We start from the raw sequence: 26,412 nt of genomic DNA on the forward strand, positions 1-26,412 counted from the left end.
GAGAGCGCGGGGCACGGGCGGCAGAGGCCGGGGCGCTGAAGTGACGCGTGATCCGTCCTCCGATGCCACCACCTCGGGAAAGTGGAGATGACCGTGGAAACGCGAGCCGGCGAACACACTCTCCGGCCACTTCCCCACCGGGTGAGCGCGGCAGGCACGAGCGCGCACGACCCGGCGCGACGGGCGTCCCCCGCGCGAGCCGACACGGGAGACGCACCCACCTGAGTGGACACGTTGCGTGACGACAAGCATCACGGGCACGCCCATTGTTCATCGTTGTAAGCGATATCGGGAGAGAGTCGCGCGAGACCACCTCCCACCATTGCGAAACAGTTTCAAGAAATATGCGACGCGAATGAGCGAAGCTCCATTCCGTCACTCATTGCAATCATGATCGGCAATGTTCCCAACATGCGCGCTATTCGCGTATCGTGCCCCCTCGTGCCGCCCGTTCGCCCCTCCGACGCGACTCCCCCCAAACCCCGGCCGCCGTCCGGCGGACGACCGGGGTCCGACGTGGACGCCGAGGTGGTGTCGCTGCCGCCGGACGACGGAAGCGTCGCCGGGCCCGAGTGGGCCGACGACGGGCCGGGCGAGACGCACCACCACAGCCGAGCAGCGCACCACACCGCAGGCGAGCAGCACACTGCGGACGATCACCACACCCCGGACGAGAACGAAGCCCGCGACAAGGACGACGAGACCCGCGACAAGGGCGAGAGCCCGGACCAGACCCGGGACGCCCGTGAACTGGCGGCCCGGTTCGAGGAGGAGAAACCGGGACGGGTGCTCGCCGGCCCGGTCGGGGTCCTCTTCACCGGCGTCACCGTCGCGGTCGGACTGCTGACGCTCTGGCAGGTGTTCTTCCCGCTGGCTCAGGGCAGCAAGTACTACCTCATCTTCTTCCTGGCCGGCGTCCTGCCGGTGGTTTTCCTCGCGTACCCCTCGGGGGTGCGGCTGCGACGCGCCAAGGCCGACGCGGACGACGCGGACGACCGGCGCGGGCCCACGCCCGTGGACTGGCTGCTGGCCCTCGCAGCGCTCGTCGTCTGCCTCTACCCGGTGCTGCCGGTCACCATCGGTGCCGGTGGCGGCGGGTACGACGCCTTCCTCGACCGGCAGGGCCTGCTGGATCCGCTGGACGTGGCGTTCGGCACCGGGCTGCTGCTCCTGCTGCTGGAGGCGTGCCGGCGTACCACCGGATGGATCCTGCCCGCGGTGTGCGTGCTGTTCCTGGGGTACGGCTACTACGGCGGCCTGCTGCCGCAGTCCTGGCCGGTGGCGCACGCGGGGCTCGACTTCGGGCAGCTCGTGGACGCGTTCTACAACTCCGACAGCGGCTTCTACGGCACCCCGCTGGACGTGGCCGCCTCGTACATCGTGCTGTTCACGATCTACGGCGCGGTGCTCGACCTGTCCGGCGCGGGCCGGTTCTTCGTGGAGCTGTCCGCCGCCGCGTTCCGCCGCTCGCGGACGGCCGCCGGGCGTACCGCGGTCGCGTCGGGTTTCCTGCTCGGCACGGTCTCCGGCTCCGGCGCCGCCACCACAGTCAGCATCGGCGCGGTGACCTGGCCGATCCTGCGCCGCGCCGGCTACCCGGCCGAGCGGGCGGGCGGCATGCTCGCCGCCGCGGGTGTGGGGGCGATCCTGTCGCCGCCGACGCTGGGCGCCGCCGCGTTCATCATCGCCGAGTACCTGGGCGTGTCCTACCTCCAGGTGCTCGGCTGGGCCACGGTGCCGACGATCCTCTACTACCTGGGCATCCTGCTCTCCGTCGAGATCGACGCCCGGCGCTCGGGCGTGCGCCCGGTGGTCATCGACACCGGCTCGGCGTGGCGGCTGCTGGCCCGCTTCGGCTACCACTTCCTCTCGCTTCTCGTGATCATCGTGGTGCTGGCGCTCGGCGCGTCGGCGATGCGGGCGGTGGTCATCGCCACTGTGATCGCGGCGGCGCTGTCCTTCCTGGACCGCCGGCACCGGCTCACGCCGGCCCGGCTGGTGGCGGCGCTGCGCGACGGCGTACGCGGGGTGCTCGCGGTGAGCGCCGTCTGCGCCGCGGCCGGCATCATCACCGCCACCACCACGAAGACCGGCCTCGGGCCGCAGGCCGCCGCGCTGCTGATCGACGGCGCGCAGGCGGTCAGCTCGGAGCCGGCCGTGGTGCTGGCGCTGACCGCGGTGCTCGCCGCCGTCGCGCTCAGCCTGCTCGGCCTCGCCGTGCCGGTCACCGCCTCGTTCGTCATCGGCTGGGTGATCATCGGCCCCGCGCTGCTGAACCTGGGCGTCGAGGCGCCCGCCGCGGCCATGTTCGTCTTCTACTTCGCGGTGCTGTCCGAGGTCTCGCCGCCGACCGCGCTCGCCGCGGTCGCCGCCGCGGCCGTCACCGGCGGCCGGCTGGTGCCGACCATGTGGCAGACCCTGCGGTACGCGCTGCCGGCGTACCTGATCCCGCTGGCCTTCGTCATCACGCCCACCGGCCTCGGGCTGCTCGGCATCGGCGGGCCTGGGCGGATCGTGACGGCCGGCCTGGTGTCGGCGCTCGGCGTCGCGGTGCTGGCGGTCGCGGCCGGCGGCTGGCTACCCGGTGTGGGCCCGGCCGGCGTGCCGGAGCGGATCGTCGGGGCGATCGCCGGGCTGGTGCTGCTCTGGCTGGAACCGCTGCCCATGGCGATCGGCGCGGCACTCGCCGCGCTCGCGGTCGCGGGCGTGTACGTCCGACGTGGCGCCGCCGGACACCCCGGCTGCCCGGCGGTCGAAGAATCCGTGGACCTTGGGGAGGAGAGAGAGTGGGACGGATCGACGCGAGGATAGTGGCGGGTGTCGGGGCACTTGTCCTGGTCGCCGCCGGTGCCGCCGGCTGCGGGGGCCGTCAGGACGGCGCGGCGAAGGACGACGCCGCCCGCGAGGTCAGCTGCAAGGTCACCAAGGACACCCGGGTCGGCATCGCCACCGGAAACGCCACCGGCGTCTACTACGTGGTCGGCAACGCGCTCGCCGGTGAGCTGAGCAAGACCACAGACGGCAAGCTCACCGGGACGGCCGCCGAGACCGGCGCCTCCGTGCAGAACGTCGAGCAGCTCGTCGCCGGCCAGTACGACGTGGCGTTCTCGCTGTTCGACACCGCCGTCAACGCGGTGCAGGGCAAGGGGAGCTTCACCGCGCCGCAGCCGGTGAAGGCGCTGGCCCGGATCTACGACAACTACACGCAGGTGGTGGTCCGCGCCGACGCGGGAATCACGTCGGTGGCCGACATGAAGGGCAAGAAGATCTCCACCGGCTCGCCGAAGTCCGGCACCGAGGTCATCGCCAACCGACTGCTCACCGCCGCCGGGCTGGACCCGGCCACTGACATCCAGGCGCAGCGGCTGGACCTCACCAAGACCGTCGACGGCATGAAGGACGGCAGCATCGACGGCTTCTTCTGGTCCGGCGGCGTACCGACCGGCGGCGTCACCGACCTGTTCACCACGTCCGGCGACAAGGTGAAGTTCGTCGACATCAGCCCGCTGCTGCCGAAGATGGCCGAGCTGAACCCGGCGTACCAGGCGGGCACCATCGGCAAGGACATCTACCGGACCCCGGCCGACGTGCCCACCATCGTGGTGCCGAACGTGCTGCTGGTGCGGGACGACCTGGACGCCGACGTGGCCTGCGCGATCACCCGGACGGTCTTTGACTCCAAGGACGCCCTGGCCCAGGCGAACCCGGCGGCGAAGGGCATCGAGCTGGGCAACGCCCGCAAGACCGACCCGGTGCCGCTGCACCGCGGCGCGGAGCGGGCGCTGAGCGACCTCGGCGCGAGCTGACCTGAACGGGCCGGGCCCGGACTCGTGTCCGGGCCCGGCCCGCCCGACCCGACCCGGAGACCCCCGTGCCGCTGCCCCACCCGGCTCGCGTACGCCGGCATCACCGCTCCGCGGACCGCACCGGACGCCTCCGCTCGGTCCGCGTCCAACTGCTGGCCCCGATCCTGGTGGCCACCGCCGGCCTGGTCGTGCTGGGGGCGGCGCAGACCGGCGCCGCGCTCGACGCGTCCGCCGACGCCGACCGGGCCCGCGTGCTGGCCGGCACCGCCACCGCGACCGTACGGCTGGTGCACGAGCTGGAACGCGAGCTGGGCGAGACGGCCGCGTTGCGCCAGCGCGGCGGCACGTCCGGCCGCCCGCTCGTGGACGCGCAGCGTCGCCGGGTGGACACGGCCGTGGAGCGCTACCGCTCGGCACAGGGAGACGCGCGCCGGGCCGCCCCGGATCTGGCCGGGGTGCTGGACGACGCACGCGGACGCCTGGATCAGCTCGCGCCCACCCGGGAACAGGCGGTGGCCGGCGAGGACGCCGACCCGGCGTACGTGTCGCTCGTGGAGTCGCTGCTCGCGGTCGCGGACGCGCTGCCGAGCCAGCTCCGCGACGCCGACCTGGCCAACCAGGCCCGTGAGGTCGCAGCGGTGGCCGCCCAGGAGCACCTGTCCTCACTGGAGCGTGACCTGCTGCGGGCGGTGTTCGTCCGCGGTGGGCTGCAGAGTGGCGAGCTGGCCCGGCTGGGCCGGCTGCGGGGTGCCCGGGAGCAGCGGCAGGCCGAGTTCCTGCGGATCGCATCCACTCCGGCGAACCGGGCCTGGTACCGCCTGGTCGACGGCGTCGACGTGACCACGGCCCGCCGGATGCGGGACGCCGTTCTCGACTCCGACGGCGCGCCGGGCACGGTGAAGATCGACGGCGACGCCTGGTACGTGGCGCAGAGCGGCGCGATCCGCCGGTACAACCTGCTCGGCCGGGACCTGACCGACGGGCTGGACCGGGACGCGGCGGACCTGGCCGGGGCGGCCCGGTTGCGTGCGGTGCTGACCGCCGGCGCGACGAGCACGGTCGCGCTCGGCTCGCTCCTCACCGCCGTGCTGCTGGCGGTCCGTACGAGCCGCCGGTTGCGCCGGCTGCGGGTGGCCGCGCTGACCATGGCGAACCGGGAACTGCCGGAACGGATCACCGCGATCGCGGCGGGCGAGCGGACCCCGGCGGAGGGCCCGGCGACCCGGATGACCGACGGGATCAGGCGGGGCCGGGACGAGGTGGCGCAGGTCGCCGAGGCGTTCGACACGGTGAACCGGGCCGCGTTGCGGCTGGCCGGTCAGCAGGCCGAGTTGCGGCTGGACGTGACCCGGATGGCGGAAGCGCTGGCCCGGCGCATCCGGACGCTCATCACCCGGCAGCTGCGGCTGCTCGACGACTTCGAGCGCGAGGAGACCGACCCGGACGCGCTGGCCCGGCTGTTCGCGCTGGACCACCTCGCCGCCCGGTTGCGCCGCAACGGGGAGAACCTGCTGGTGCTCGCCGGCGGTGAGCCCGGCCGGGGGCACGAGGGCGCGTTGCTGCTGGACGATGTGGTGCGGGCGGCGGCGTCCGAGATCGAGGACTACCCGCGGGTGGAGATCGACGTGCCGACCGCGGCGGTGCACGGCACGGCGGCCGGCAACCTGGTGCACCTGCTGGCCGAGCTGCTGGAGAACGCCACCGTCTACTCGCCACCCGAGGCCCGGGTGCTCGTCGACGGCCGGCGCACAGTCGACGGGCTGGTGCTGCGCGTCCGCGACCAGGGCATCGGCATCAGCGAGAGCCGGCTGACCGAGATCAACGAGCGGCTGGCCGCGCCGGCCACGCTGTCCAGCGCGGCGGCGGGCAGCATGGGCCTGCACGTGGTGGCCCATCTGGCCGCCCGGCACGGGATCCGGGTGCAGTTGCACAACCCCGGTACCGGCACTGTGGCCCAGGTCGACGTACCGGAATCGGTGCTGACCCGGGTCGAGTCGGTGGCGTCCCGGCCTGCCGCCGAGCGGCGGCCGCGCGCCGCGGCCTGGTTCAAGTCCGGGCCGGCCGCCGGTCGCAGTCTCGTCACCAGCGCCACGGCCGTCGGGCCGGTGCGTGGCGTCGCCGCGGTCCGCACGCCGGGTGGCGCGTTGCTGGCGCCGAGCACGGCGCGGATCCGGCCGGTGAGTGTGCCGCCGACGCCCGTCCCGACCACCGCCGCCGGGCTGCCCCGGCGGCAGGTGGGCGGCCACCTGCCCGAGCCGATGCCGGACACCACCGCGCCGCCGCCGGCCACCGACCTGCTCGACCCCGAAGTGGTACGTGCCCGGCTGTCCGCCCTCGCCGAGGGGGTGGCCAGCGCGACCCGCCGTGCCCCGAACACCACACCCAACGGGAGAAGACCATGACCTCACCGTCCACCACCGGACTGGACTGGCTGCTGGCGAACTTCGCCGAGCAGGTGCCGGACGTCTCGCACGCGCTCGCGGTCTCCGAGGACGGGTTGCGGCTGGCGTCCTCGCCGGACCTCTCCCCCGACCAGGTCGACCAGCTCGCCGCAGTGATCAGCGGGCTGGCGAGCCTGACCGTGGGCGCGGCCCGGCTGATGTCCGCGGGCCGGGTACGCCAGCAGATCGTGGACATGGACGGCGGGGTGATGCTGGTGATGGCGGTGGGTGAGCGGGCACTGCTCGGCGTGCTGGCCGCTCCCGGCTGCGACCTGGGCCAGATCGGCTACGAGACGGCGACGCTGGTGCAGCGGGTGGCGGAGGCGCTGGAACCGGCGGTCCGCCGGTGACCGGCCGCGCGCTGCGGCTGACCGCCGCGCTGATGTCGGCGGTGCTGGTGGCCGGGTGCGCGGCCGAGGACTCCGCGCCGGAGGCGTGGCACGGCGGGCGGATCTTCCTGGCCACCGGCAACACCACAGGCGTCTACTACCAGCTCGGCGGCGGGTACGCCGACCTGATCACCCGCCACCTGCCCGGGTACGAGGCGCGGGCCGAGCCGACCGGCGCGTCGGTGGAGAACATCACCCGGGTGGCGAGCGGCGACATGGAGATCGCGTTCAGCCTGGCCGACACGGCGGCGGACGCGGTCGACGGGCGCGGGGCGTTCGACAAGCAGCCGCAGCCGGTACGCGCGCTGGCCCGGGTCTACAGCAACTACACGCACGTGATCGTCCGTGCCGACGGCAAGATCCGCAGCTTCGCCGACCTGCGCGGCAAGCGCATCTCCACCGGTTCACCGAAGTCCGGCACCGACATCATCGCCGGGCGCCTGCTCACCGCCGGTGGCATCGACCCGAACCGGGACATCCAGCGGTTCAACCTGTCGCTGCCGGAGACGGTCAAGCGGATGCGGGCCAAGGGCCTGGACGCCATGTTCTTCTCCGGCGGTCTGCCCACCCCCGGTGTCAAGGATCTGCTCTCGTCCGCACCGGGCACGTTCCGGCTGCTGCCGATCGACGAGCTGATCGAGCCGTTGAGCGCCCGCTTCGGCGCCGTCTACACCACGGCGACGCTGCCGAAGGAGGTGTACGGGACACCCGAGCCGACGCCGACCATCACGGTGGCGAACGTGATCCTGGTGGGGGCGGACATGCCGGACCAACTGGCGTACGACCTTACCCGGGTGCTGTTCACCTGGCAGGGCGAGTTGATCCAGGTGCACCCGGAGGCGGCGAACTTCAACCGGTCCAGCGCCGCGTCGACCCGGCCGATCCCGTTGCACCCGGGCGCGCAACGGTTCTACCGCACCGGCTGAGTGCGGGACCGCGCCGCCTCGACCGCGCCGGGGCGGGACCGCGTCTGCTCACGGCGTCCAGTCGCGTCGTAGCAGGCCGTAGATCGCCAGGTCGGTGAAGCCGTCGCCGTCGTACTCGCGGTCCCGTTGGGTGCCCTCGTGGACGAAGCCGCACCGCTCGGCGGTGCGTCGCATGGCCGTGTTGGCGGCGAGCGTCTCGATCTCCAGCCGGCGCAGGTTGCGGTTGCGGAAGCCGTACCGGCAGAGCAGCCGGATCACCTCGGTGCCGTAGCCCTGGCCGCGCGCCTCGGGGAGCAGGGTGATGCCGAGGTGGGCGTACCCGTTGAAGGCGTTGATGCCCCAGAGCACGCCGGTGCCGAGAAACGTGCCGTCGGCGACGGTCTCGGCCAGCAGCGACACCGGGGCGCCGGCTTCCGGCTGCTCGGCGGCGCGCTTCTCCAGCCGGGCCCGGACCTGGCCGACGTGGTGCGGCAGGAACGGTTCGTCGTCGGTGACCAGGTGCAGCTCCGGATCGGCGTGCAGCCGGAACAGGTCCGGCGCGTCGTCGGGGGTGGGGGGACGCAGGCGGACCCGGTCGGTGGCGAACATGCCGCGACGCTAACGGTGGGTGGGCAGGGCGACAACCGGATTTGGCTCCCCTACCGACGGGTCGGTAGGTTGGTGGGCATGACTCCGCTCGTGCTCGCCACCGCCCTGACCAAGACCTACGGGACGCGCCACGCCCTGCGCGCGCTCGACCTGACCGTCGCGCCGGGCAGCCGGTTCGTCGTGCTCGGCCACAACGGCGCCGGCAAGTCCACGCTGCTGGAGATCATCGCGACGCTGCGCACCCCGACGTCCGGCTCGGTACGCGTCGGCGGCTTCGACACCGTCACGCAGGCGCGGGACGCCCGACGCCTGATCGGCCTCGCGCCGCAGTCGAACGCCCTGGACCCGCTCGCCACCCCCACCGAGGTGCTCGACTTCCAGGGCGTCGCGCTCGGGCTCGGCCGCCGCGAGCGGGCCCGCCGTACGCGCGAACTGGTCGACCTGTTCGGCCTGGGCGAGCACCGCTCGACCCGGGTCGCCAAGCTCTCCGGCGGCACCCGCCGCAAGCTGGACCTGGCCGTGGCGCTCGTCGCCGAGCCCGCCGTGGTGATCCTGGACGAGCCGACCACCGGCCTGGACCCGCTCGCGCGCATCGACTTCTGGACCGAGCTGACCCGTCTCAACCAGGCCGGCACCTCGCTGCTCATCTCGACCCAGGACCTGCACGAGGCGGACGTGCTCGCCACCGACATCGCCGTGCTCCGGGACGGCCGGGTGGTCGCCCAGGGCCCGCCGGCGTCGCTGAAGCAGCGCGTCGGCGCCCGCACGCTCACGCTCGACCTGTCCGGCGCCGCCGCCGCTGCCGCGTTCGCCGCCGCGTCGGAGGCCGGGTTCCGCGCCGACCCCGACCGCCCGGACCGGGTACGCCTCAGCGTGCCCGACGACCCGCGTGCCCTGGCGAAGGCCCTGACCGAGGCCGGAGACGCCGCCGCCGACATCACCCGGCTGCATCTCGCCGAGCCCTCCCTCGACGACGTCTTCGTCGCCCTCGCCGCCCGCTGAGGCGAGACCCCACCGCACCCCGAAAGGCCCGAACCCGTGCTCCCGCTGGCAGTCGCCCCGCCCCGCCGCTCTCCTGCCCCGGTCGTCCTCGCGGCGATCAGACGCTCCACGCGTGCCGTGCTCCGTACGCCCGCGCTGCTCGTCGCCCCCGTCGCCCAGTCCCTGTTCTTCCTGCTCGTCTACGCCGGGCAACTCGACGCCGTGGGCAGCACCTACCTGGACGGCACGAGCTTCATCGCGTTCCTGCTGCCGCTGATCCTGCTCACCGGCGTCGCCACCGGCGCGGGCGCCGCCGGCACGCTGGTGCTGGGCGACATCACCAGCGGCTACCTCGACCGCCTCCGGCTCGCCCACGGCACCACCACACCGTTCCTCGTCGGGCCGCTCGTGGCCGCGCTGGTCGCCGTCGTCCTCCAGATGGCGGTGACGATCGCCGGGGCCGCGCTGATCGGCTACCGGCCGGCGAGCTGGTCCGGAGTCGCCGCCATGCTGCTGCTGATGCTGGCCCTGGGCCTCGGTGTCGCGCTGCTGAGCATGGCGCTCGCGATCCGGTCGGCCTCGGCGTCGGCCACGAACCTGGTCACGCTCGCCGTGTTCGGCCTGTCGTTCTTCACCGGCGTGTTCGCGCCGGTCGACCGGCTCGCCGGCTGGATGCGGATGATCGCCACCGTCAACCCGCTCACCTATATCGTCGACACCGCCCGCCAACTCGGCGGCGACGCGTCGCTCACCGCGGCTCCGGCCGGCGTCACGGCGGTCGCCGTCCTCGCCGTCGCCGGAACCGCCGCCTGCGCGCTCGCCCTCCACCACGCGAGGAAGAACCGATGAGTCCCACCGACACCCGCACCCAGATCATGGACGCCTTCGCCGAGCAGCTCGCCGCGACCGGCTACCAGGGCATCTCCCTGGTCGGCGTGGGCCGCAGCGTCGGCATCCAGAAGCCGTCCATCTACCACCACTTCCCCGGCGGCAAGGAGGACCTGTACATCGCGGTGGCGGAACGGTACATCCGGGACGTCGGCGGCCGGATCGCGGCGGCGCTTGCCGAGCCCGGCGACGTGACGCACCGGCTGCACGCGCTCGCCGCCGTCGCCGCCGGGCAGCACGGCGACGCGATCACGTTCGAGCAGCGCATCTACGACACGCTGCCGCTCGTCTCCGCCGGGACCAGCGAGCACGTGTCGGGCCTCTACGTCGCGCTGATGCTGGAGCCGGTGACCCGGTTCTTCGCCGACGCGAAGGCCGAGGGCGCCGTCACCGGCGACCCGGAGTTCCTGATGAACGCGTTCCTGCACCTGGCCCGCGCGGCCGACCTCACCGACGAGACCGGACCCGCCCGGGTCGTCGCGCTCTTCCTCGACGGCGCCCGCCCACGTGCCTAAACTAAGTACTTAGCTAACTGAGGAGGTCGCGCTGTGTCTGCTGAGGCTGCGCACTACAACATGCATGACGCCAAGACCCACCTGTCGCGCATCATCGAGCGGGTGGAACGCGGCGAAGAGATCATCATCGACCGGGCGGGCACCCCCGTGGCGAAGGTCGTGCCGCTCGTGCGCCGAACCGACCGCACGGCGGTCGGCTCCCTCGCCGGGCAGGTGGACCTCTCCGGTGACTGGGACTCGCCACAGACCAACGCCGAGATCGCCGCCGACTTCGGAATCGGCGCATGACCCTGCTGCTGGACACCCACGTCGCGCTCTGGGCCATCACCGGCGACGCCACTCTCGGCGTCGAGTTCCTCGACCGGCTACGCCACGACCCCGATGTCTTCCTCTCCCCGGTCAGCCTCTGGGAGATCACCATCAAGCAGCAGGCGGGAAAGCTCTCCGGTCCTCCCGACCTCGCGGAACGGGTGCGGGACATGGGTTTCCGTGAACTCCCGGTGACCCACGACCACGCCATCACCGCGGGCCGCCTGCCGCCGCATCACCGGGATCCCTTCGACCGGATGCTGGTGGCGCAGGCGATCACGGAGAACCTGACCCTGGCCACCCGCGACGCCTCCATCCCGCTCTACGACGTCGACGTCCTCAAGGTGTAGGCCTCAGGCGTCGGCGGGGGCGGTGGCGGCCCGCGCCGCCGCGACCAGCCGGGCGGTCTCGGCGGTCACCGCCTCGTCGTCGGCCGGCGTCCCCGGGTCGTAGCGGACCGTCCAGGTCAGACCGTCGACCCCGGACACCCGCCGGGCCGCGATCCGCCCGGAGCCGCCGGGCACCTCGTGGTGCGAGGTGTACGCCACCGAGCCGGTGACCCGGGCCCGGACCTGGTGCGGCAGGTCACCCGGGTCGACTAGTAGGTAAGTCTCGGGGAGGCCGTCCGCGACCACCAGGTAGCCGTCGCGCTCGGCGACCGGCTCGGCCGGGGTGACCGTCAGCTCCCGGCCGGACCAGACCGCCTTGAGGATGTCGTGCCAGCCGAGGCGGTCCACCCGGCCGGGCAGCCAGAGCCCGCGGTTGCTGGCGACCAGCACGCCGTCGTTGCCGCCCTCGCCGGTGCCGGCGGCGGCCCAGGCGAGGACCCGCTCGTCGGCGGCCAGCGGCGGCCGGTCGGCCGAGGGCAGTTTCGGCCGGCGGTTGAACAGACCCATCACAAACCTCCGGCGGCCTGCTCGCGCAGTGCCCGTGCGTGCTGTTCCAGCGAGAGCAGTTCCCCGAACAGGGCGAAGTACTCGTCCTTGTTGCTCACCGGGTTGACTCGCTGGATCTTCGACTTCAGGTCACGGATGCGGCCGGTGACCGAACTCCACTGGAGCCGGGCCATGGTGATCGAGACGTACCGCGGGTCGGGCTCGCCGTCGATGCGCAGCGGCTCCACCGCCAGCTCACCGATCAACGCCTGCCCGGCCAGGTCGTCGCACGCGTCGCGGACCCGCTCGATCCAGACCGCGCCGCCGGTGGCGCCGGACGCCCCGCCGGCCGCTGCGACGGCGGCGCGTACCGCGAGGTGCACCGGATGCTGGTAGTCGGTCGCCTCGACCGCGTCGAACATCGGGCCGGCCAGGACCGGCTCCTGCAACGCAAGCTTCAGCGCCTCCCGCTCCACCATGGAACGCGGGCTGTCCACACTCGGCGCGGCCGGGCCGGAGCGGGCGGGTGCTGCGGGCGCGCCACCGGCCTGCGGCCCGTGCGCGGCGGCCAGCACCGCGCGCTGCACCGGCTCGATCTCCATGCCGAGGTCGCCGGCGAGTTTGCGGACGTACTCCGGGCGCTTCTCCCGGTCCTTGATCTTCGCCACGAGCGGCGCGGCGCGGCGCATGGCCTCGACCCGGCCGTCGACGGTGTCCAGGTCGAACCGGTTGATCACGTGCCGGAGCGCGAAGTCGACGAGCGGCTCCCGGCGGGCCACCAGGTCGCGTACGGCCAGGTCGCCCTTTGCCAGGCGCAGATCGCACGGGTCCATGTTGTCGGGGCTGACCGCGATGAAGGTACGCCCGACGAAGCGCTGGTCGTCCTCGAAGGCGCGCAGCGCGGCCTTCTGCCCGGCGGCGTCGCCGTCGAAGGTGAAGATGATCTCCCCGGCCCGCTCGTCGCTGTCGAACAGCACCCGGCGCAGCACCGAGATGTGGTCGCCGCCGAACGCGGTGCCACAGGTCGCCACCGCCGTCGGCACGTCGGCCAGGTGACAGGCCATCACGTCGGTGTAGCCCTCGACCACCACCACCTTGCCCTGCTTGGCGATCTCCCGCTTGGCCTGGTCGATGCCGTAGAGCACGTGCGACTTCTTGTAGATCGGCGTCTCGGGGGTGTTCAGGTATTTCGGGCCGTCGTCGTCGTCGAACAGCTTGCGGGCGCCGAAGCCGATCACGTCGCCGGTGATGTCCCGGATCGGCCACATCAGGCGGCGGCGGAACCTGTCGATCAGCGAGCCGGAACGGGCCGGGCGGGACAGCCCGGCGGTGACCAGCTCGTCGTGGGTGAAGCCCTGCTGACGCAGGTGCTTGGTGAGCAGGTCCCACCCGTCGGGGGCGAAGCCGCAGCCGTACCGCTCGGCGGCGGCCCGGTCGAAGCCGCGCCCGGCGAGGAACTCGCGGGCCGGGCGGGCGCCGGCGGTGGTGAGCTGGGCCCGGTAGAACTCGACGGCGGCGGCGTGCGCGGCCACCAGGCGCTGCCGCTGCCCCTGCTGCGGCCGGGGACGCGGCGCCGACCTGTCGTCCTCGACGTAACGCAACTGGATGCCGGCGCGGGCGGCCAGCCGCTCGACCGACTCGACGAAACTGAGGTGCTCGGCGTCCATCAGGAACTTGATCGCGTCGCCGCCGACCCCGCAGCCGAAGCAGTAGAACACGTTGCGGGCGGGCGAGACGTTGAACGACGGGCTCTTCTCGTCGTGGAACGGGCAGAGCCCCTTGAGGTTGCCGCCGCCGGCCGACTTGAGCGTCACCACCTCGGAGATGACGTCCGCGATGGCGGTGCGCTCGCGGACCAGCGCGATGTCCTCGTCCCGGATCCGCCCCGCCATGACCGCCACCCCCTCGGCGTACATCCTGCCCTGCCGGACCGACGTTCCGGCGGCCGGGGGGACGGGCGTGTGGCCGGCCACGCCCGTCCCCGCCGGCTCAGGCCGAGCGGGCCGCCGCGGGGTCGCCGATACGCGGGAACGGCTCGATCGAGAAGACCACCTCGACCGGCACCTCGAAGTACGCGGCGATGCGCAGCGCCAGGTGCAGGCTGGGCCGGAACTCGCCGCGTTCCAGGTAACCGACGGTCTGGTAGTGCACACCGAGCGCGTCGGCCAGTTGCCGGCGGGAGATGCCCCGTTCGGCGCGCAGCACCGCGATACGGTTGTGCACGGTCTCGCTCATCGACGCCCTCTCATCCGACCCGCTGCATGGCCCGCTCCCGCCGGGCCGCGACCCGCGAGCCGGACTCCCGGCGGGCCATCCGGCGCAGCACCACCGGGGCCAGCACGAGCCCGAGCACCGCCCAGGCGCCGAGCACGCCGACCGTCTCCAGGTGCCGCCAGGAGCCGCCGAGTTCGACAGCAGCGAGGTCGCCGGGGAGCAGCGCCGAGCGCATGCCCAAGCCTAGCCAGTAGAGCGGGAAGACCTGGGCGACGCCCTGGAGCCAGCCGGGCAGGCCGTTGATCGGGTAGAAGATGCCGGACAGCGCGATGAGACCGAAGATCGGCATCACCACCAGGCCCATGTTGCGGGGGTTCTCCACCAGCGAGCCGATCACCGCGCCCAGCGGCAGCGTCGCCACCAGTCCGAGCGGCACCACCCAGGCCAGCGTGAGCCAGGCGCCGGGGTCGCCGAGCCGCAGCCCGTCGAGGAAGAACAGCCCGGGCGTGAGCTGGATGACCACGCCGATCAGCGCGACCGCCGAGACCAGCACGATCTTGCCGACCAGGTAGCCGAGCATGCCGTCCGGGATCGCCTTGGCGCGCAGCAGCGTGCCGTCCTCCCGGTCGATGACGAGCTGGTTGGCCAGCCCGAGCAGGCCGCCGAAGAGCAGGCCCATGCCGAGCGCGCTGGGCAGCGTACGGGCGCCGAGCGAGAAGTCGGTGCCGGGCACCGTCGAGCCGCGCATCCAGAACACGGCGATCAGCAGCACCACGGTGGGGAAGAAGTAGGTCCAGAGATCCTGACCGTTTGTGAACGTGGCGCGCAGTTCGATCGCGCCGCGCCGCAGACCGGCCCGTAGCGCGTTGGTGGTCGGATTCATCGGTTCGCCTCCTGCTGCCACACCCGCTCGGCCCGGCCGGTACGGATGCCGGTCTCCTCCTCGTGCACCAGCGCCAGGTAAGCGTCCTCCAGGCTGGCCCGGCGCACCTCCAGCTCTCGTATCCGGTCGCCGTGCTCGCGGAGCAGGTCGCGCAGGAACGCGGTGGCGTCGGCGGTGGCGTGCACGTACCGCTCGCCGTCGCGGGTCCAGCGCACCTCGGCGTCCCCCGCGACGCGCCGGGCGAGCTGGTCGGGCGACCCCTCGGCGATGATCCGGCCGCCGGCCAGGATGAGGATGCGGTCGGCCAGCTTCTCCGCCTCGGCCAGGTCGTGCGTGGTCAGCACGATGGTGGTCTCGTCCAGGTCGGCCAGGCGGTGCACCAGCTCGTGGAACTCGCGCCGGGCGGCCGGGTCGAAGCCGACGGTTGGCTCGTCCAGGAACAGCAGTTCCGGCCGGCCCACGATGCCGACAGCGACGTCGAGCCGGCGGCGCTGACCACCGGAGAGCCGGGACACCCGGCTGCCGGCGTGCGCGGCCAGGCCCACCGTCTCCAGCAGCTCGTCCACCGGCCACGGGCGTGGGATCCGATCGGTGGCGTACGGCGCGTAGAAGTCGCCGAGGTGGGCCAGCAGCTCCCGTACCCGCCACTTGCCGTGGTCGCGCCAGGACTGCAGCACCACGCCCAGTCGTGCGCGCCACCGCTCGTCGCCGCGGGCCGGATCGGTGCCGAGCACGCGCACCGTGCCGGCCGAGGGCAGCCGGAAGCCTTCGAGGATCTCGATGGTGGTGGTCTTGCCGGCGCCGTTGGGCCCGAGCAGCGCCACCACCTCGCCCCGCCGGGCGGTCAGGTCGACGCCGTGCAGCACGTCGACGGCGCCGTAGCGCATACGCAGATCCCGCACGTCGAGGACGAGATCCTCGTCGGGCGGTCGGGGGGACGCGACGGCCCCGGGAAGTTCGACCGCAGTCATGCCTCGGAATGTAGCACTCATGCTACAAACAGAGGTACCCCCACTCAGGAGCGTGGGCGGTGGAACCAGCGCGTGACGGGGGCCGGTTCCTCCTCCTCGTACGACCGGGCCGCGTTCACCGCGGCGGCCAGGCCGGAGCGGCGGGGCCGGGGCCCGGTGCGCAGCATCGGATCGGCGGCCATCTCCCGGAGCACCGCGACGGCCAAGCCCAACATCACCACGACGAACGGCAACGCGACCAGGATGGTCGCCTGTTGCAGCGCGGCCAGGCCGCCGGCCAGCAGCAACGCCGCCGCGACCGCGCCGATCAGCACGCCCCAGAGCACCACCACCCCGCGATGTGGCCGCAACGCGCCCCGCGAGCTGAGCGAGCCGAGCACCAGCGACGCCGAGTCCGCGCTGGTGACGAAGTAGAGACCGATCAGCACCATGGCGAGCACGCTCGTCAGCGTGGCCAGCGGCAGCGCGTCGAGCAGCCCGAACAGCCCCTGCTCGGACCCGGCGTCCACGTCCGCCACCAGATCGCGGGTGCCGGTGGTCTGCGTACGCAGGGCGGTCCCGCCCATCACCGCGAACCAGACGGTGCTCGCGCCGCTGGGTATCAGCAGCACCCCGATCAGGAACTGGCGGACCGTGCGGCCGCGCGAGATGCGGGCGATGAACGTGCCCACGAACGGCGCCCAGGAGATCCACCACGCCCAGTAGAAGATCGTCCACGAGCCCAGCCAGTCAGGATCGGAGAACGCCCCGGTACGCGTAGACATGCGCACCAGGCCGCTCAGGTAGTCACCGACCGAGGCCGGCAGCACCTCCAGCGTGTAGACGGTCGGACCGACCACGAACACGAACAGCATCAGCACGACCGCGATCAGCACGTTCGTGGTGGACAGCCACTTCACGCCCCGGTGCAGGCCGGAGAACGCGGAGACGACGAACGCGAGGGTGAGCGCGCCGATGATCGTCAGCTCGACGGCCCGGCTGTCCGGCACGCCGGCCACCAGATCCAGGCCGGCCGCCACCTGGAGCGCGCCCAGACCGAGGCTGGTCGCGGAGCCGAACACGGTGGCGAAGACGGCGAGCAGGTCGATCGCCCGACCGAGCGGGCCCTCGGTCCGGTCCCCGAGCAGCGGCGCGAACGCGGACGAGATCCGGTTACCACGCCCCTTGCGGAACGTCGAGTACGCCAGCGCCAGCGCCGCGATCGCGTAGATGCCCCACGGATGCAGCGTCCAGTGGAAGAGCGTGTACTGCATCGCCGTCGCCGCGGCGGCACCGGTCTGCGGCTCGACGCCGGACGCGGGCGGCGGCGTCGCGTAGTGCTGGATCGGTTCGGCGACGGCGAAGAACACCAGGCCGATGCCCATGCCGGCGCTGAACATCATGGCGATCCAGGCCAGCGTGTCGAACTCCGGCTCGTCGTCGTCGGCCCCGAGTCGGACCCGGCCGAACCGGGAGGCGGCCACGACCACCGCCAGCACCAGGAAGGCGTCCGCCGCGACCACGAAGAACCAGCCGAACGTGCTCACGGTCCAGGCCAGGCCGGACTCGCCGAACCGGGCCAGCGAGCCCCGGGCGAACACGCCCCAGGCCACCACGGCCAGCACGCCGGCCACGCCGAGCCCGAGCACCACCCGGTCGACCCGCTTGCCCACGTCTTCCCCCATGTCCCCATCCTGGGCAGCGCAGCCGCCCGGGTAGGACGAAACGCCCCACTCCACACCTCCGTCGATCTTGGAGTTGTGGCGCCCGGAATGCCGGCTTCACGCCGGTGTCAGAGGTGCCACAACTCCAAGATCGGCGTCGGGAGCGGGGCGGCGAGGGCGGGGCGGGGCGGGGGGGCGGGGGGCGGGGGGGGGTGGGGGGTGGGGGGTCAGGACACGACGGCGGCGGATTCCTCGGCCTCAACCGCGGCGTTCCAGGCCGGTTTGGTGGACCGCCAGCCCTCGTCGTCCAGGCCCTGCCGCCAGTAGCCGGAGATGGACAGGTCACCCCGGGGCACGCCGCGCTCGACGCGCAGCAGCCGCCGCAGCTCCTTCACCGCCCCGGCCTCACCGTGCACGAACGCGTGTACCCGGCCGGGCGGGAACTCCAGCGCCCGGACCGCCTCGACCAGCGGCGCGCCGTACGGGCGCCCGTCGCGGTGCAGCCAGCGCACCTCGACCCCGTCCGCACCGGCCAGGGGCAGTTCGTCGGCCGGGCCGCCGACCTCGACGTACACCTTCGCCGGAACGCCCGCGGGCAGCCGTTCCAGGGCGGCGGCGATGGCCGGCAGCGCGCTCTCGTCGCCCGCCAGCAGATGCCAGTCGGCGGCCGGGTCCGGCGCGTACGCGCCGCCCGGCCCGGTGAACAACACCCGGTCGCCGGGACGCAGCGCCGCCGCCCACGGCCCGGCCACACCCTCGTCGCCGTGGTGCACCACGTCCACCGTCATCTCACCCGCCGCGGCGTCCCAGGCCCGGACGGTGTACGCGCGCAGGCGCGGCCACTGCTCCGCCGGGAACTCCCGCTTGATCGTCGCCAGGTCGACCGGGTACGGGTAGGTCACCCCGGCCGGCGGGAAGACGAACTTCACGTAGTGGTCGGTGTACGCGCCCACCGGCAGCCCGGCCAGCTCCGGACCGCCCAGCACGAGGCGGATCAGGTGCGGGGTGGGCCGCGTGGTCCGGACGACCGTGGCGGCGGTGAGCTTCTTCGGACGATCCGTCATGCCGCTTAGGCTAGCCTAAGCTCCGCGAGGACGATCCGGTCAGCTCGGCGACACCAGGCGGGCGTGCCAGGCCAGCGCGGCCGGATCGGTGAGCGAAGCGACCTGGTCGATCACCACGCGCAGCCGCGCGGCGTCGTCCGCCGCGTCCCGCCACAGCGGCGCGAACACCGGGTCGAGCACGTCCGGCGCCCGGTCCAGCAGCGCCGCGACCAGCCCGGTCAGCACGTCCCGCTGCCGCCCGTAGCGGTCCTCGGCGCCGGGACGGCGCATCACGTACCGCAGGGCGATGCCCTTGAGCAGCGCACACTGCGCCCGGATCCGGCGCGGCACCACCAGGTCGGCCTCGTAGCGGCGGTGCGGGCCGGGACCGTGGCGCTGCTGCGTGGCGGCCACCACGCCGGCGACGAACCGGCCGGTGAGCACGCTCGTGGTGGCCTTCAACGCGGCGAGCGCGCGGTGGCTGCCGTCGTACGCGGCCAGCGGGGCGAGCACCGGATCGGCGAGCAGGTCGGCCAGCACCTCGCCCAGGTCCTCCGGCGCCTCACCCGAGTAGGTGGCGGCCACGTCGGCGCAGAGCGCCCGCCGCTCGTCCGCGTCGGCCAGCAGCGGGCGCAGGTCGACGTACCCGCCGTGGATGCCGTCCTCGACGTCGTGCACCGAGTACGCCACGTCGTCGGCCCAGTCCATCACCTGGGCCTCCAGGCAACGCCGCGCGCCGGGCGGGGCGCCCTCGCGCAGCCAGTCGAAGACCGGGTGGTCGTCGGCGTACACGCCGAACTTGCGCTCGCCGGGGCGGCGCGGCCACGGGTACTTGCTCACCGCGTCCAGCGCGGCCCGGGTCAGGTTCAGCCCGGCCGAACGCCCGTCCGGGGTGAGCACCTTGGCCTCCAGCCGGGTGAGCACCCGCAGCGTCTGCGCGTTGCCCTCGAAACCGCCGCAGGCGGCGGCCAGCTCGTCCAGCGCGTACTCGCCGTTGTGCCCGAACGGCGGGTGACCCAGGTCGTGGGCCAGCCCGGCGGTGTCCACCACGTCCGGGTCGCAGCCCAGCCGGGCGCCCATCTCGCGGGCGATCTGCGCGACCTCCAGCGAGTGGGTCAGCCGGGTACGCAGGAAGTCGTTCGTGCCGGCGGTGTGCACCTGCGTCTTCGCGGCGAGCCGGCGGAACGCCGCCGAGTGCAGCACGCGGGCGCGGTCCCGCTCGAACGGCGACCGGCCGTACCCGGTGTCCTTGGGCGCCTCGTCGACCAGCCGCGCCGCGTCGTTCACCTCTGCCGGAGTACGCAGAACTCGTTGCCCTCCGGATCGGCGAGCACCGTCCACTCCACGTCTCCCTGGCCGATGTCGACGTGCCGGGCGCCCATGTCGACGAGGCGCTCCACCTCGGCCTCCATGTCGGCCGGACGCAGGTCGATGTGCAGCCGGTTCTTCCCCTCCTTCGGCCCGGCGACCGGGACGAAGACGAGGCCGGGCAGCGTGTCGGGGGTCCGGCGGATCTCCACCTCGTCCGGCTTGTCGGTGATCACCTGATAGCCGAGGGCCTCCGCCCACCAACTGGCGAGCCGGGACGGGTCCCGGGCGTCGACTACCAGGTTCTCCCAGACGGCGGTCATGTGGACACCCCTCCTGATCGACACGCGGCGGAAGCTCAGGTTACGCCGAGGAGGCCGGAAAGGCGCGCTGGGCGTACGCGGGGCCGTCGATGAACACCGGCGGCCCCGCGTCCTCGTCAGCGGGAGTCGGAGCCGGTGGTGGTGATCGCCGCCCGTCCTGCCTCCAGGCGCGCCACCGGCACCCGGAACGGCGAGCAGGAGACGTAGTCCAGCCCGACCTCGTGGAAGAAGTGCACCGAGTCCGGGTCGCCGCCATGCTCGCCGCAGACGCCGAGCTTCAGGCCGGGACGTGCCGCCCGCCCCTCCTCGGCGGCGATGCGGACCAGCCGGCCGACACCGTCGGTGTCGATCGACTCGAACGGCGAGATGCCGAAGATGCCCAGCTCCAGGTACCGCCAGAAGAACGCGCCCTCCACGTCGTCGCGGGAGAAGCCCCAGCCCATCTGGGTCAGGTCGTTGGTGCCGAAGGAGAAGAACTCGGCCGCCTCGGCGATCTGCCCGGCGGTCAGCGCCGCCCGGGGCACCTCGATCATCGTGCCGATGAGCACCTCGACGCCGCTGTCCCCGACCACCTCGGCGATGATCCGCTCGGCCTCGGCGCGTACCGTCTCCAGCTCCTGCACGGCCCCGACGAGCGGCACCATGATCTCCGGACAGGCCTTGCCGCCGTCGCGGACGACCGCCACGGCGGCCTCGGCGATCGCGCGGACCTGCATGGCGAACAGGCCCGGGATGACCAGGCCGAGCCGGACGCCGCGCAGGCCCAGCATCGGGTTCTCCTCGTGCATCCGCCGCACGGCGGCGAGCAGCGCCTCCTCCTTCGCGACGTCCTCGCCGCGCTCCTGCGCGACCGCGACGTTCACCGCGAGCTGCTCCAGCGGAGGCAGGAACTCGTGCAGCGGCGGGTCGATCAGCCGCACGGTGACCGGCAGGCCGTCCATCTCGCGGAAGATCTCGATGAAGTCGGCGCGCTGCAGCGGCAGCAGCGCGGCGAGCGCGTCCTCCCGCTCCTTCTCGCCGGAGGCCAGGATGAGCCGCTCGACCAGCTCGCGCCGGTCGCCGAGGAACATGTGCTCGGTGCGGCACAGGCCGATGCCCTCGGCGCCGAAGCGCCGCGCCCGGGCCGCGTCCGCACCGGTGTCGGCGTTCGTGCGGACCCGCAGCCGCCGCGCGGCGTCGGCGTGCGTCATGATCCGGTGTACGGAGCGGACCAGCGCGTCGTCGGTGTTCTCCGGGTCGAGTTCACCCTCGAAGTACTGCACCACCTCGGACGGCATGACCGGCACCTCGCCGAGGTAGACCTTGCCGGTGGTGCCGTCGATCGAGACCACGTCGCCCTCGTTCACCACGTGGTCGCCCACTGTGAACTTCTTCGCCGGCACGTTCACGTCCAGCTCGTCGGCGCCGGAGACGCAGGTCTTGCCCATGCCACGGGCCACCACGGCGGCGTGGCTGGTCTTGCCGCCCCGGGACGTCAGGATGCCCTTGGCGGCGATCATGCCGTTGAGGTCGTCCGGGTTGGTCTCCCGGCGGACCAGGATCACCGACTCCCCTTCGGCGGCCAGCTCGACCGCCCGCGCCGAGGTGAAGACCACCTTGCCGGACGCGGCACCCGGGGAGGCGCCGATGCCCTTGGCGACCGCCTCGAACTCGTGGTCGAGCTGGAAGCGCGGGAACATCAGCTGGGCGAGCTGCGCGCCGTTGACCCGGTGAAGCGCCTCGTCCAGGTCGATCAGGCCCTCGTCGACGAGCTGCCCGGCGATGACGAACGCGGCGGCGGCGGTGCGCTTGCCGACGCGGGTCTGCAGCATCCAGAGCTTGCCGCGCTCGATGGTGAACTCGATGTCGCAGAGGTCCTTGTAGTGCTCCTCCAGCCGGGCCATGATGCCGAGCAGCTGGTCGTAGGAGGTCTTGTCGAGCTGCTCCAGCTCCTGCAACGGCACCGTGTTGCGGATGCCGGCCACCACGTCCTCGCCCTGGGCGTTGGCCAGGTAGTCGCCGTAGATGCCCTGTGCGCCGCTGCCCGGGTCGCGGGTGAACGCCACACCGGTACCGGAGTCCGGACCGAGGTTGCCGAAGACCATCGTCACCACGTTGACCGCGGTGCCCAGGTCGGCCGGGATGCGCTCCTGCCGGCGGTAGAGGATCGCCCGCTCCGCGTTCCACGAGTCGAAGACCGCGCGGATGGCGAGGTCGAGCTGCTCGCGCGGCTCCTGCGGGAACTCGCGGCCGGTGTGCTTGGCGAAGATCTTCTTGTACGCGTCGACCAGCCCGCGCAGGTCGTCGGCGTCCAGGTCGAGGTCGTTGTGCGTACCCTTGGCGCTCTTGATCTCGTCGAGCGCGTGCTCGAACTCCTCGCCCGGCACCTCGCAGACGGTCTTGCCGAACATCTGGATCAGCCGCCGGTACGAGTCCCAGGCGAACCTGTCTGCGCCGCCGGAGGCGGCCCGGTCAGCACTGCCGCCCGCCTGTCGTGCGAGTCCTTCGACGCTGCGGTCGTTGAGGCCGACGTTGAGGACGGTCTCCATCATGCCCGGCATGGAGAACTTGGCGCCGGAGCGTACCGAGACCAGCAGCGGGTCGTCCGGGTCGCCGAGGCGCCGGCCCATCTCGCGCTCCAGGGACTCCAGGTGCGCCTCGATCTGCGCGGCCAGGCCGTCCGGCTCGCGCCCGGTCGTCAGGTACGCCTTGCAGGCCTCCGTGGTGATGGTGAAGCCGGGCGGAACCGGCAGGCCGAGATTCGTCATCTCGGCCAGGTTGGCCCCCTTGCCGCCGAGCAGATCCTTGAGATCCTTGTTGCCCTCGGCGAAGTCGTAGACGTACTTCTGCTCGACCGAATCGTGCGCTGCCACCAGAGCCTCCCACGCGCGCCATTGACACTTAACGAAGGTTCAGTTCGGACATACCCCGGTAGTGACCACCGGCAATCCCGGCTCGTCAGCGTCGGTGGGCCGAAGGCTAGGCGAACTTCGAGAAACCTGGGAGCGTTCGGTGACTTTCGGCACAACGGTCACCACAATCCGCGTTCGTACGGGTTTTTGGGAACGCTTCCACGAGCACGATCACGCAATTCCGATTCCCCTCGTACTCTGGACGTCACTGCATCTCGCGGAACCTGACCTTTGCCATATCCCGCGCGAATACACCCCTCGGAGCCGTCGCCGTGCCGACAAACCCCGCCGCCCCGCAGATCGGGCCGGAGCCGTCCGACACCCCTCCCACCAGCCCTTCCGTCGACCTGCCGCCTTCGGAGGCGTCCTCGCCCGGCGCGCCCGCCCCGGCATCTCCCACCGGCCTGCCCGGGGCGGCGGCGCCCTCCTCCCCCGGCCTGACCGGTGGGGCGGCGCCCGCCGACGGCCTGCCGGGTGTGGCGGCGTCCTCCGCCGAGTTGGCCCGGGCCGCCGCGGGCCGGGCCGCCGGGGCGCTTGCCGGGCCGGCGCCGGTCCGGCTCGACGACGTGGTGCCGGCGCCCGAGCAGGTGCGCCCCGACCCGGCGGGTGACTTCACGCTGGACGCGGACGCGGTGCTGCGGGTCAGCCCCACCGGGCGGGACGTGGCCGAACAGCTCGCCGGCTGGCTGCGCCCGGCCACCGGCTTCCCGCTCCCGGTCACCGACACCACCGAGGGCGGCCCGCTGACGCTCACGCTGTCCGCGGCGGTTTCCACCGGGGCCGGCGGATCGGGCGGCCCGGGCAGCTTCGGCGGCTCCGGCGGTTCCGGCGGGCCGGGCGACGTGCGGCTCGGGGACGAGGGCTACCGCCTCGACGTGACCGCCGACGGCGTGCGGATCACCGCCGCCGGCCCGGCCGGGTTGTTCCACGGGGCGCAGACACTGCGGCAGCTGCTACCCGCGCCGATCGAGAACCCGGCCGCCGTCGCCGCGCGCTGGGCGATCCCCGGCGGCACGATCGTCGACCGGCCGCGCTTCCCCTACCGGGGCGCCATGCTCGACGTCGCACGCCACTTCTTCCCGGTCGAGGACGTACTGCGGGTGATCGACCACCTGGCCCGCTACAAGCTCAACCACCTGCACCTGCACCTCACCGACGACCAGGGCTGGCGGATCGCCGTCGACTCCTGGCCCCGGCTCGCCGAGGTCGGCGGCACGACAGCGGTCGGCGGCGGCCCGGGCGGCTGGTACACCCGTGACGACTACCGCCGCATCGTCGCGTACGCCGCCCGCCGCCACGTGACTGTGGTGCCCGAGATCGACCTGCCGGGCCACACAAACGCGGCGCTCGTCGCGTACCCCGAACTGGCGCCCGGCAAGGTCGCGCCGCCGCCTTACACAGGCACCGAGGTCGGGTTCAGCTTCGTCGACCCCGCCGACGAGCGGACGTACGCCTTCGTCGCGGACGTGGTCGGCGAGGTGGCCGCGCTGACGCCCGGGCCGTGGCTGCACCTGGGCGGCGACGAGGCGTTCAAGGTGCCGGCCGACAGCTACCGCGCGTTCGTGGCCCGGGCGCAGCGGCTGGTCGCCGCCACCGGCAAGACCGTCGTCGGCTGGCACCAGCTCGCCCCGGCCGAACACGTCGACGGGCGCGTCCTGCAATGGTGGGGTACGAACGGCGACGACCCGGAGACCGCCGACGCGGTACGCCGGGGCGCCCGGCTGATCCTCTCCCCCGGTAACCACGCGTACCTGGACATGAAGTACGCCCCGGACACCCCGATCGGACACGACTGGGCCGGTCTGATCGACGTACGCCGGGCATACGAGTGGGATCCGGCCAGTCACGTGCGGGGCGTACCGGCCGAGGCGGTGCTGGGGGTGGAGGCCCCGCTGTGGACCGAGTCGGTCACCACACTGGCCGAGGTCGAGTTCATGCTCTTCCCGCGTCTGCCCGCCGTAGCCGAGCTGGGCTGGTCACCCCGCGAGACGCATGACTGGTCCCGGTTCCGCAGCCGGCTCGCCGGCCACGGCCCCCGCTGGTCCACCGCCGGCATCACCTTCCACCAGTCCCCCGAAATCCCCTGGCCCACCACCCCACCCCAGATCCCCACCCAGCCCACTCCCCACCCCTCCCCAACCACCCCCTGACCCGCGCGGGGTCGCCGAACCCGGTCGATCATGAAGTTGACGGCGACAAACCGGACACAAGACACCGCCAACTTCATGATCGACGCCGTCATCCGGTGGGGGGAGCCCCTCGGGCGTGGCCGGGCCGGGTGGCTGCGGTGAGGCGGGCGGGGTCGGTGTCGGTGGCGGCGGGCCCGGTGGGGGCGGTGTCCGGATTTCGGGTGGTGGGGGTCACCGGTGGGGTGGAATCGGGGGTGGGTGCGGGGCGTTGTACATGGCAGACCGCGCCGCACCCACCGACCGCCCGCCCCCTCGGGCCGGGAATCGGGCCGGGCCGCCGGTCGTTACATCACCCGGGCCGCCGAGCAGGCCGACCGCCTGTCGAGCCGGCCCCACCGCCGGGCAGCGCCCCCGGGAATGACCCCGGGCCCCCGGTCGTTACATCCCCGAGCCGCCGGAGCAGGCCGTCCCCCTGGCCGCCCGAGCGAGCCACCGGCCCGACGCACATACCGGGCCACCTGATCTTTCTTCGCGGCATCCCCCATCGCCGCGTACCCCCGACAGAGAGGCAACTGATCATGGCTACCACTCTGCTGCGTAAGACCGTTCTGACCGCTGCTGGTGTCGTCGCCACCGCTGGTGGCATCGCCGGCCCCGCCATCGCCGCCCAGGCCACCCCGGCCGAGCGCGCCGCCGCCCAGGTCACCACCGACCGCAAGCACGGCGAGCGGGAACTGGACGTACGCTACGAGGCGCAGCCCAACTTCTACTTCTGCGGCCCGGCCGCGGCCCGCAACGCACTGAGCGTGCAGGGCAAGAACATCGACGTGCACGCGATGGCCGAGGAGATGGGCACCACCGAGGACGGCACCAACTCCATCAACGACATCACGCCGGTGCTGAACAAGGAGACCGGTAAGGACGTCTACAAGTCGACCGAGATCCCGGTGGACAAGGCCGGTGACAAGGTGGAGAAGCTGCGCGCCGACGTGGTGCGCACGGTCGACGACGGCCGGGCCGTGGTGGCGAACATCGCCGGCACCGCGACCGACACCGACGGCAACGCCCACTCGTTCGAGGGTGGCCACTACATCAGCGTGGTCGGCTACCGCGACGGCGGGAAGGTCGTGACGATCGCCGACTCGGCCAACCCGAACCAGGCCTCGTACCGCATGGACGTGGACGCCCTGGCCCACTGGATCGCCAGCCGCGGCTACAGCTCCTGACCGAGTGACAATGCCGAAGGGCCCGACCCCAGAACAGGGGTCGGGCCCTTCGGCGTGTCCGGG

At 72.8% G+C, this 26,412-nt stretch carries 23 protein-coding genes; 12 read left to right on the forward strand and 11 right to left on the reverse strand.

The window, feature by feature from the left end; all coding sequences use genetic code 11:
• Positions 1-516: 516 nt before the first annotated feature.
• From O7546_RS21670 to O7546_RS21690, 5 genes are all read left to right on the forward strand, one after another.
• Positions 517-2,811, forward strand: coding sequence for a TRAP transporter fused permease subunit (locus O7546_RS21670; RefSeq protein ID WP_269697469.1), 2,295 nt, complete (start codon positions 517-519; stop codon positions 2,809-2,811).
• On the forward strand, positions 2,787-3,806 hold the full coding sequence (locus tag O7546_RS21675) for a TAXI family TRAP transporter solute-binding subunit (protein WP_194802306.1): 1,020 nt from the start codon (positions 2,787-2,789) through the stop codon (positions 3,804-3,806). Before O7546_RS21670 ends, O7546_RS21675 begins: the two co-directional genes overlap by 25 nt.
• A gap of 65 nt (positions 3,807-3,871) precedes the next feature.
• On the forward strand, positions 3,872-6,208 hold the full coding sequence (locus O7546_RS21680; protein ID WP_194802307.1) for a nitrate- and nitrite sensing domain-containing protein: 2,337 nt from the start codon (positions 3,872-3,874) through the stop codon (positions 6,206-6,208).
• Positions 6,205-6,597 (forward strand): roadblock/LC7 domain-containing protein, encoded by a 393-nt coding sequence (locus tag O7546_RS21685; protein WP_194802308.1) that lies wholly within the window; start codon positions 6,205-6,207, stop codon positions 6,595-6,597. Before O7546_RS21680 ends, O7546_RS21685 begins: the two co-directional genes overlap by 4 nt.
• A complete protein-coding gene (locus tag O7546_RS21690) occupies positions 6,594-7,562 on the forward strand; it encodes a TAXI family TRAP transporter solute-binding subunit (RefSeq protein ID WP_194802309.1) in 969 nt (322 codons plus the stop codon). The genes O7546_RS21685 and O7546_RS21690 overlap by 4 nt, the downstream gene beginning before the upstream one ends.
• A gap of 48 nt (positions 7,563-7,610) precedes the next feature.
• Here the strand turns inward: O7546_RS21690 and O7546_RS21695 are convergent, their stop codons facing one another.
• Positions 7,611-8,150 (reverse strand): GNAT family protein, encoded by a 540-nt coding sequence (locus O7546_RS21695; RefSeq protein ID WP_194802310.1) that lies wholly within the window; start codon positions 8,148-8,150, stop codon positions 7,611-7,613.
• A 78-nt stretch (positions 8,151-8,228) separates the two neighbouring features.
• On the opposite strand from O7546_RS21695, the gene O7546_RS21700 reads away from it, so the two are divergent.
• The 5 genes from O7546_RS21700 (at position 8,229) to O7546_RS21720 (ending at position 11,193) form a co-directional block, all read left to right on the forward strand.
• Positions 8,229-9,152 carry an ABC transporter ATP-binding protein gene (locus O7546_RS21700; RefSeq protein ID WP_269697470.1) on the forward strand — a complete coding sequence of 308 codons (924 nt, stop codon included), beginning with the start codon at positions 8,229-8,231 and terminating at the stop codon, positions 9,150-9,152.
• A gap of 117 nt (positions 9,153-9,269) precedes the next feature.
• A complete protein-coding gene (locus O7546_RS21705; protein ID WP_281599994.1) occupies positions 9,270-9,980 on the forward strand; it encodes an ABC transporter permease in 711 nt (236 codons plus the stop codon).
• Entirely contained in the window at positions 9,977-10,534 is a 558-nt protein-coding gene (locus O7546_RS21710) for a TetR/AcrR family transcriptional regulator (protein WP_194802313.1), read from the forward strand. The genes O7546_RS21705 and O7546_RS21710 overlap by 4 nt, the downstream gene beginning before the upstream one ends.
• 33 nt (positions 10,535-10,567) lie before the next feature.
• Positions 10,568-10,822 (forward strand): type II toxin-antitoxin system prevent-host-death family antitoxin, encoded by a 255-nt coding sequence (locus O7546_RS21715; protein ID WP_194802314.1) that lies wholly within the window; start codon positions 10,568-10,570, stop codon positions 10,820-10,822.
• Positions 10,819-11,193: a type II toxin-antitoxin system VapC family toxin gene (locus tag O7546_RS21720; RefSeq protein WP_194802315.1), complete on the forward strand. Its 375-nt coding sequence runs from the start codon at positions 10,819-10,821 to the stop codon at positions 11,191-11,193. The genes O7546_RS21715 and O7546_RS21720 overlap by 4 nt, the downstream gene beginning before the upstream one ends.
• A 3-nt stretch (positions 11,194-11,196) precedes the next feature.
• On the opposite strand, the gene O7546_RS21725 is transcribed toward O7546_RS21720, so the two are convergent.
• From O7546_RS21725 to ppdK, 10 genes are all read right to left on the reverse strand, one after another.
• Entirely contained in the window at positions 11,197-11,739 is a 543-nt protein-coding gene (locus O7546_RS21725; RefSeq protein ID WP_194802316.1) for a hypothetical protein, read from the reverse strand.
• Positions 11,739-13,634 carry a DNA primase gene (dnaG, locus tag O7546_RS21730; protein ID WP_194802317.1) on the reverse strand — a complete coding sequence of 632 codons (1,896 nt, stop codon included), beginning with the start codon at positions 13,632-13,634 and terminating at the stop codon, positions 11,739-11,741. The genes O7546_RS21725 and dnaG overlap by 1 nt, the downstream gene beginning before the upstream one ends.
• A 73-nt stretch (positions 13,635-13,707) precedes the next feature.
• Positions 13,708-13,953, reverse strand: coding sequence for a helix-turn-helix transcriptional regulator (locus O7546_RS21735; RefSeq protein WP_013287928.1), 246 nt, complete (start codon positions 13,951-13,953; stop codon positions 13,708-13,710).
• Between the two features lie 10 nt (positions 13,954-13,963).
• Entirely contained in the window at positions 13,964-14,815 is an 852-nt protein-coding gene (locus tag O7546_RS21740) for an ABC transporter permease (protein WP_018787372.1), read from the reverse strand.
• Positions 14,812-15,786: an ABC transporter ATP-binding protein gene (locus O7546_RS21745; protein ID WP_194802318.1), complete on the reverse strand. Its 975-nt coding sequence runs from the start codon at positions 15,784-15,786 to the stop codon at positions 14,812-14,814. Before O7546_RS21745 ends, O7546_RS21740 begins: the two co-directional genes overlap by 4 nt.
• 44 nt (positions 15,787-15,830) lie before the next feature.
• Entirely contained in the window at positions 15,831-17,450 is a 1,620-nt protein-coding gene (locus tag O7546_RS21750; RefSeq protein ID WP_194802319.1) for a BCCT family transporter, read from the reverse strand.
• 206 nt (positions 17,451-17,656) lie between these two features.
• Positions 17,657-18,493 (reverse strand): siderophore-interacting protein, encoded by an 837-nt coding sequence (locus tag O7546_RS21755; protein WP_194802320.1) that lies wholly within the window; start codon positions 18,491-18,493, stop codon positions 17,657-17,659.
• A gap of 39 nt (positions 18,494-18,532) precedes the next feature.
• A complete protein-coding gene (locus O7546_RS21760) occupies positions 18,533-19,759 on the reverse strand; it encodes a deoxyguanosinetriphosphate triphosphohydrolase (RefSeq protein WP_281599995.1) in 1,227 nt (408 codons plus the stop codon).
• Positions 19,756-20,103 (reverse strand): VOC family protein, encoded by a 348-nt coding sequence (locus O7546_RS21765; RefSeq protein ID WP_269697472.1) that lies wholly within the window; start codon positions 20,101-20,103, stop codon positions 19,756-19,758. The genes O7546_RS21760 and O7546_RS21765 overlap by 4 nt, the downstream gene beginning before the upstream one ends.
• A gap of 116 nt (positions 20,104-20,219) precedes the next feature.
• Positions 20,220-22,955, reverse strand: coding sequence for a pyruvate, phosphate dikinase (gene ppdK, locus O7546_RS21770; protein WP_281599996.1), 2,736 nt, complete (start codon positions 22,953-22,955; stop codon positions 20,220-20,222).
• A gap of 476 nt (positions 22,956-23,431) precedes the next feature.
• Between ppdK and O7546_RS21775 the strand changes: the two genes are divergently transcribed.
• Both O7546_RS21775 and O7546_RS21780 read left to right on the forward strand, forming a co-directional pair.
• Positions 23,432-25,144, forward strand: coding sequence for a beta-N-acetylhexosaminidase (locus O7546_RS21775; protein WP_281601175.1), 1,713 nt, complete (start codon positions 23,432-23,434; stop codon positions 25,142-25,144).
• A gap of 557 nt (positions 25,145-25,701) precedes the next feature.
• Positions 25,702-26,349, forward strand: coding sequence for a C39 family peptidase (locus O7546_RS21780; protein WP_194801693.1), 648 nt, complete (start codon positions 25,702-25,704; stop codon positions 26,347-26,349).
• The last annotated feature ends 63 nt before the right edge of the window (positions 26,350-26,412 follow it).

Origin of the sequence: Micromonospora sp. WMMA1976 (assembly GCF_027497335.1) — a bacterium.
Classification (GTDB): domain Bacteria; phylum Actinomycetota; class Actinomycetes; order Mycobacteriales; family Micromonosporaceae; genus Micromonospora; species Micromonospora aurantiaca.

Bases quoted from the DNA above. Each gene is read 5' to 3' on its own strand.
- O7546_RS21685 (WP_194802308.1), top strand. From the start codon at position 6,205: ATGACCTCACCGTCCACCACCGGACTGGACTGGCTGCTGGCGAACTTC.
- O7546_RS21695 (WP_194802310.1), bottom strand. From the start codon at position 8,150: ATGTTCGCCACCGACCGGGTCCGCCTGCGTCCCCCCACCCCCGACGAC.
- O7546_RS21700 (WP_269697470.1), top strand. From the start codon at position 8,229: ATGACTCCGCTCGTGCTCGCCACCGCCCTGACCAAGACCTACGGGACG.
- O7546_RS21710 (WP_194802313.1), top strand. From the start codon at position 9,977: ATGAGTCCCACCGACACCCGCACCCAGATCATGGACGCCTTCGCCGAG.
- O7546_RS21720 (WP_194802315.1), top strand. From the start codon at position 10,819: ATGACCCTGCTGCTGGACACCCACGTCGCGCTCTGGGCCATCACCGGC.
- O7546_RS21725 (WP_194802316.1), bottom strand. From the start codon at position 11,739: ATGGGTCTGTTCAACCGCCGGCCGAAACTGCCCTCGGCCGACCGGCCG.
- dnaG (WP_194802317.1), bottom strand. From the start codon at position 13,634: ATGTACGCCGAGGGGGTGGCGGTCATGGCGGGGCGGATCCGGGACGAG.
- O7546_RS21735 (WP_013287928.1), bottom strand. From the start codon at position 13,953: ATGAGCGAGACCGTGCACAACCGTATCGCGGTGCTGCGCGCCGAACGG.
- O7546_RS21740 (WP_018787372.1), bottom strand. From the start codon at position 14,815: ATGAATCCGACCACCAACGCGCTACGGGCCGGTCTGCGGCGCGGCGCG.
- O7546_RS21745 (WP_194802318.1), bottom strand. From the start codon at position 15,786: ATGACTGCGGTCGAACTTCCCGGGGCCGTCGCGTCCCCCCGACCGCCC.
- O7546_RS21750 (WP_194802319.1), bottom strand. From the start codon at position 17,450: ATGGGGGAAGACGTGGGCAAGCGGGTCGACCGGGTGGTGCTCGGGCTC.
- O7546_RS21755 (WP_194802320.1), bottom strand. From the start codon at position 18,493: ATGACGGATCGTCCGAAGAAGCTCACCGCCGCCACGGTCGTCCGGACC.
- O7546_RS21765 (WP_269697472.1), bottom strand. From the start codon at position 20,103: ATGACCGCCGTCTGGGAGAACCTGGTAGTCGACGCCCGGGACCCGTCC.
- O7546_RS21780 (WP_194801693.1), top strand. From the start codon at position 25,702: ATGGCTACCACTCTGCTGCGTAAGACCGTTCTGACCGCTGCTGGTGTC.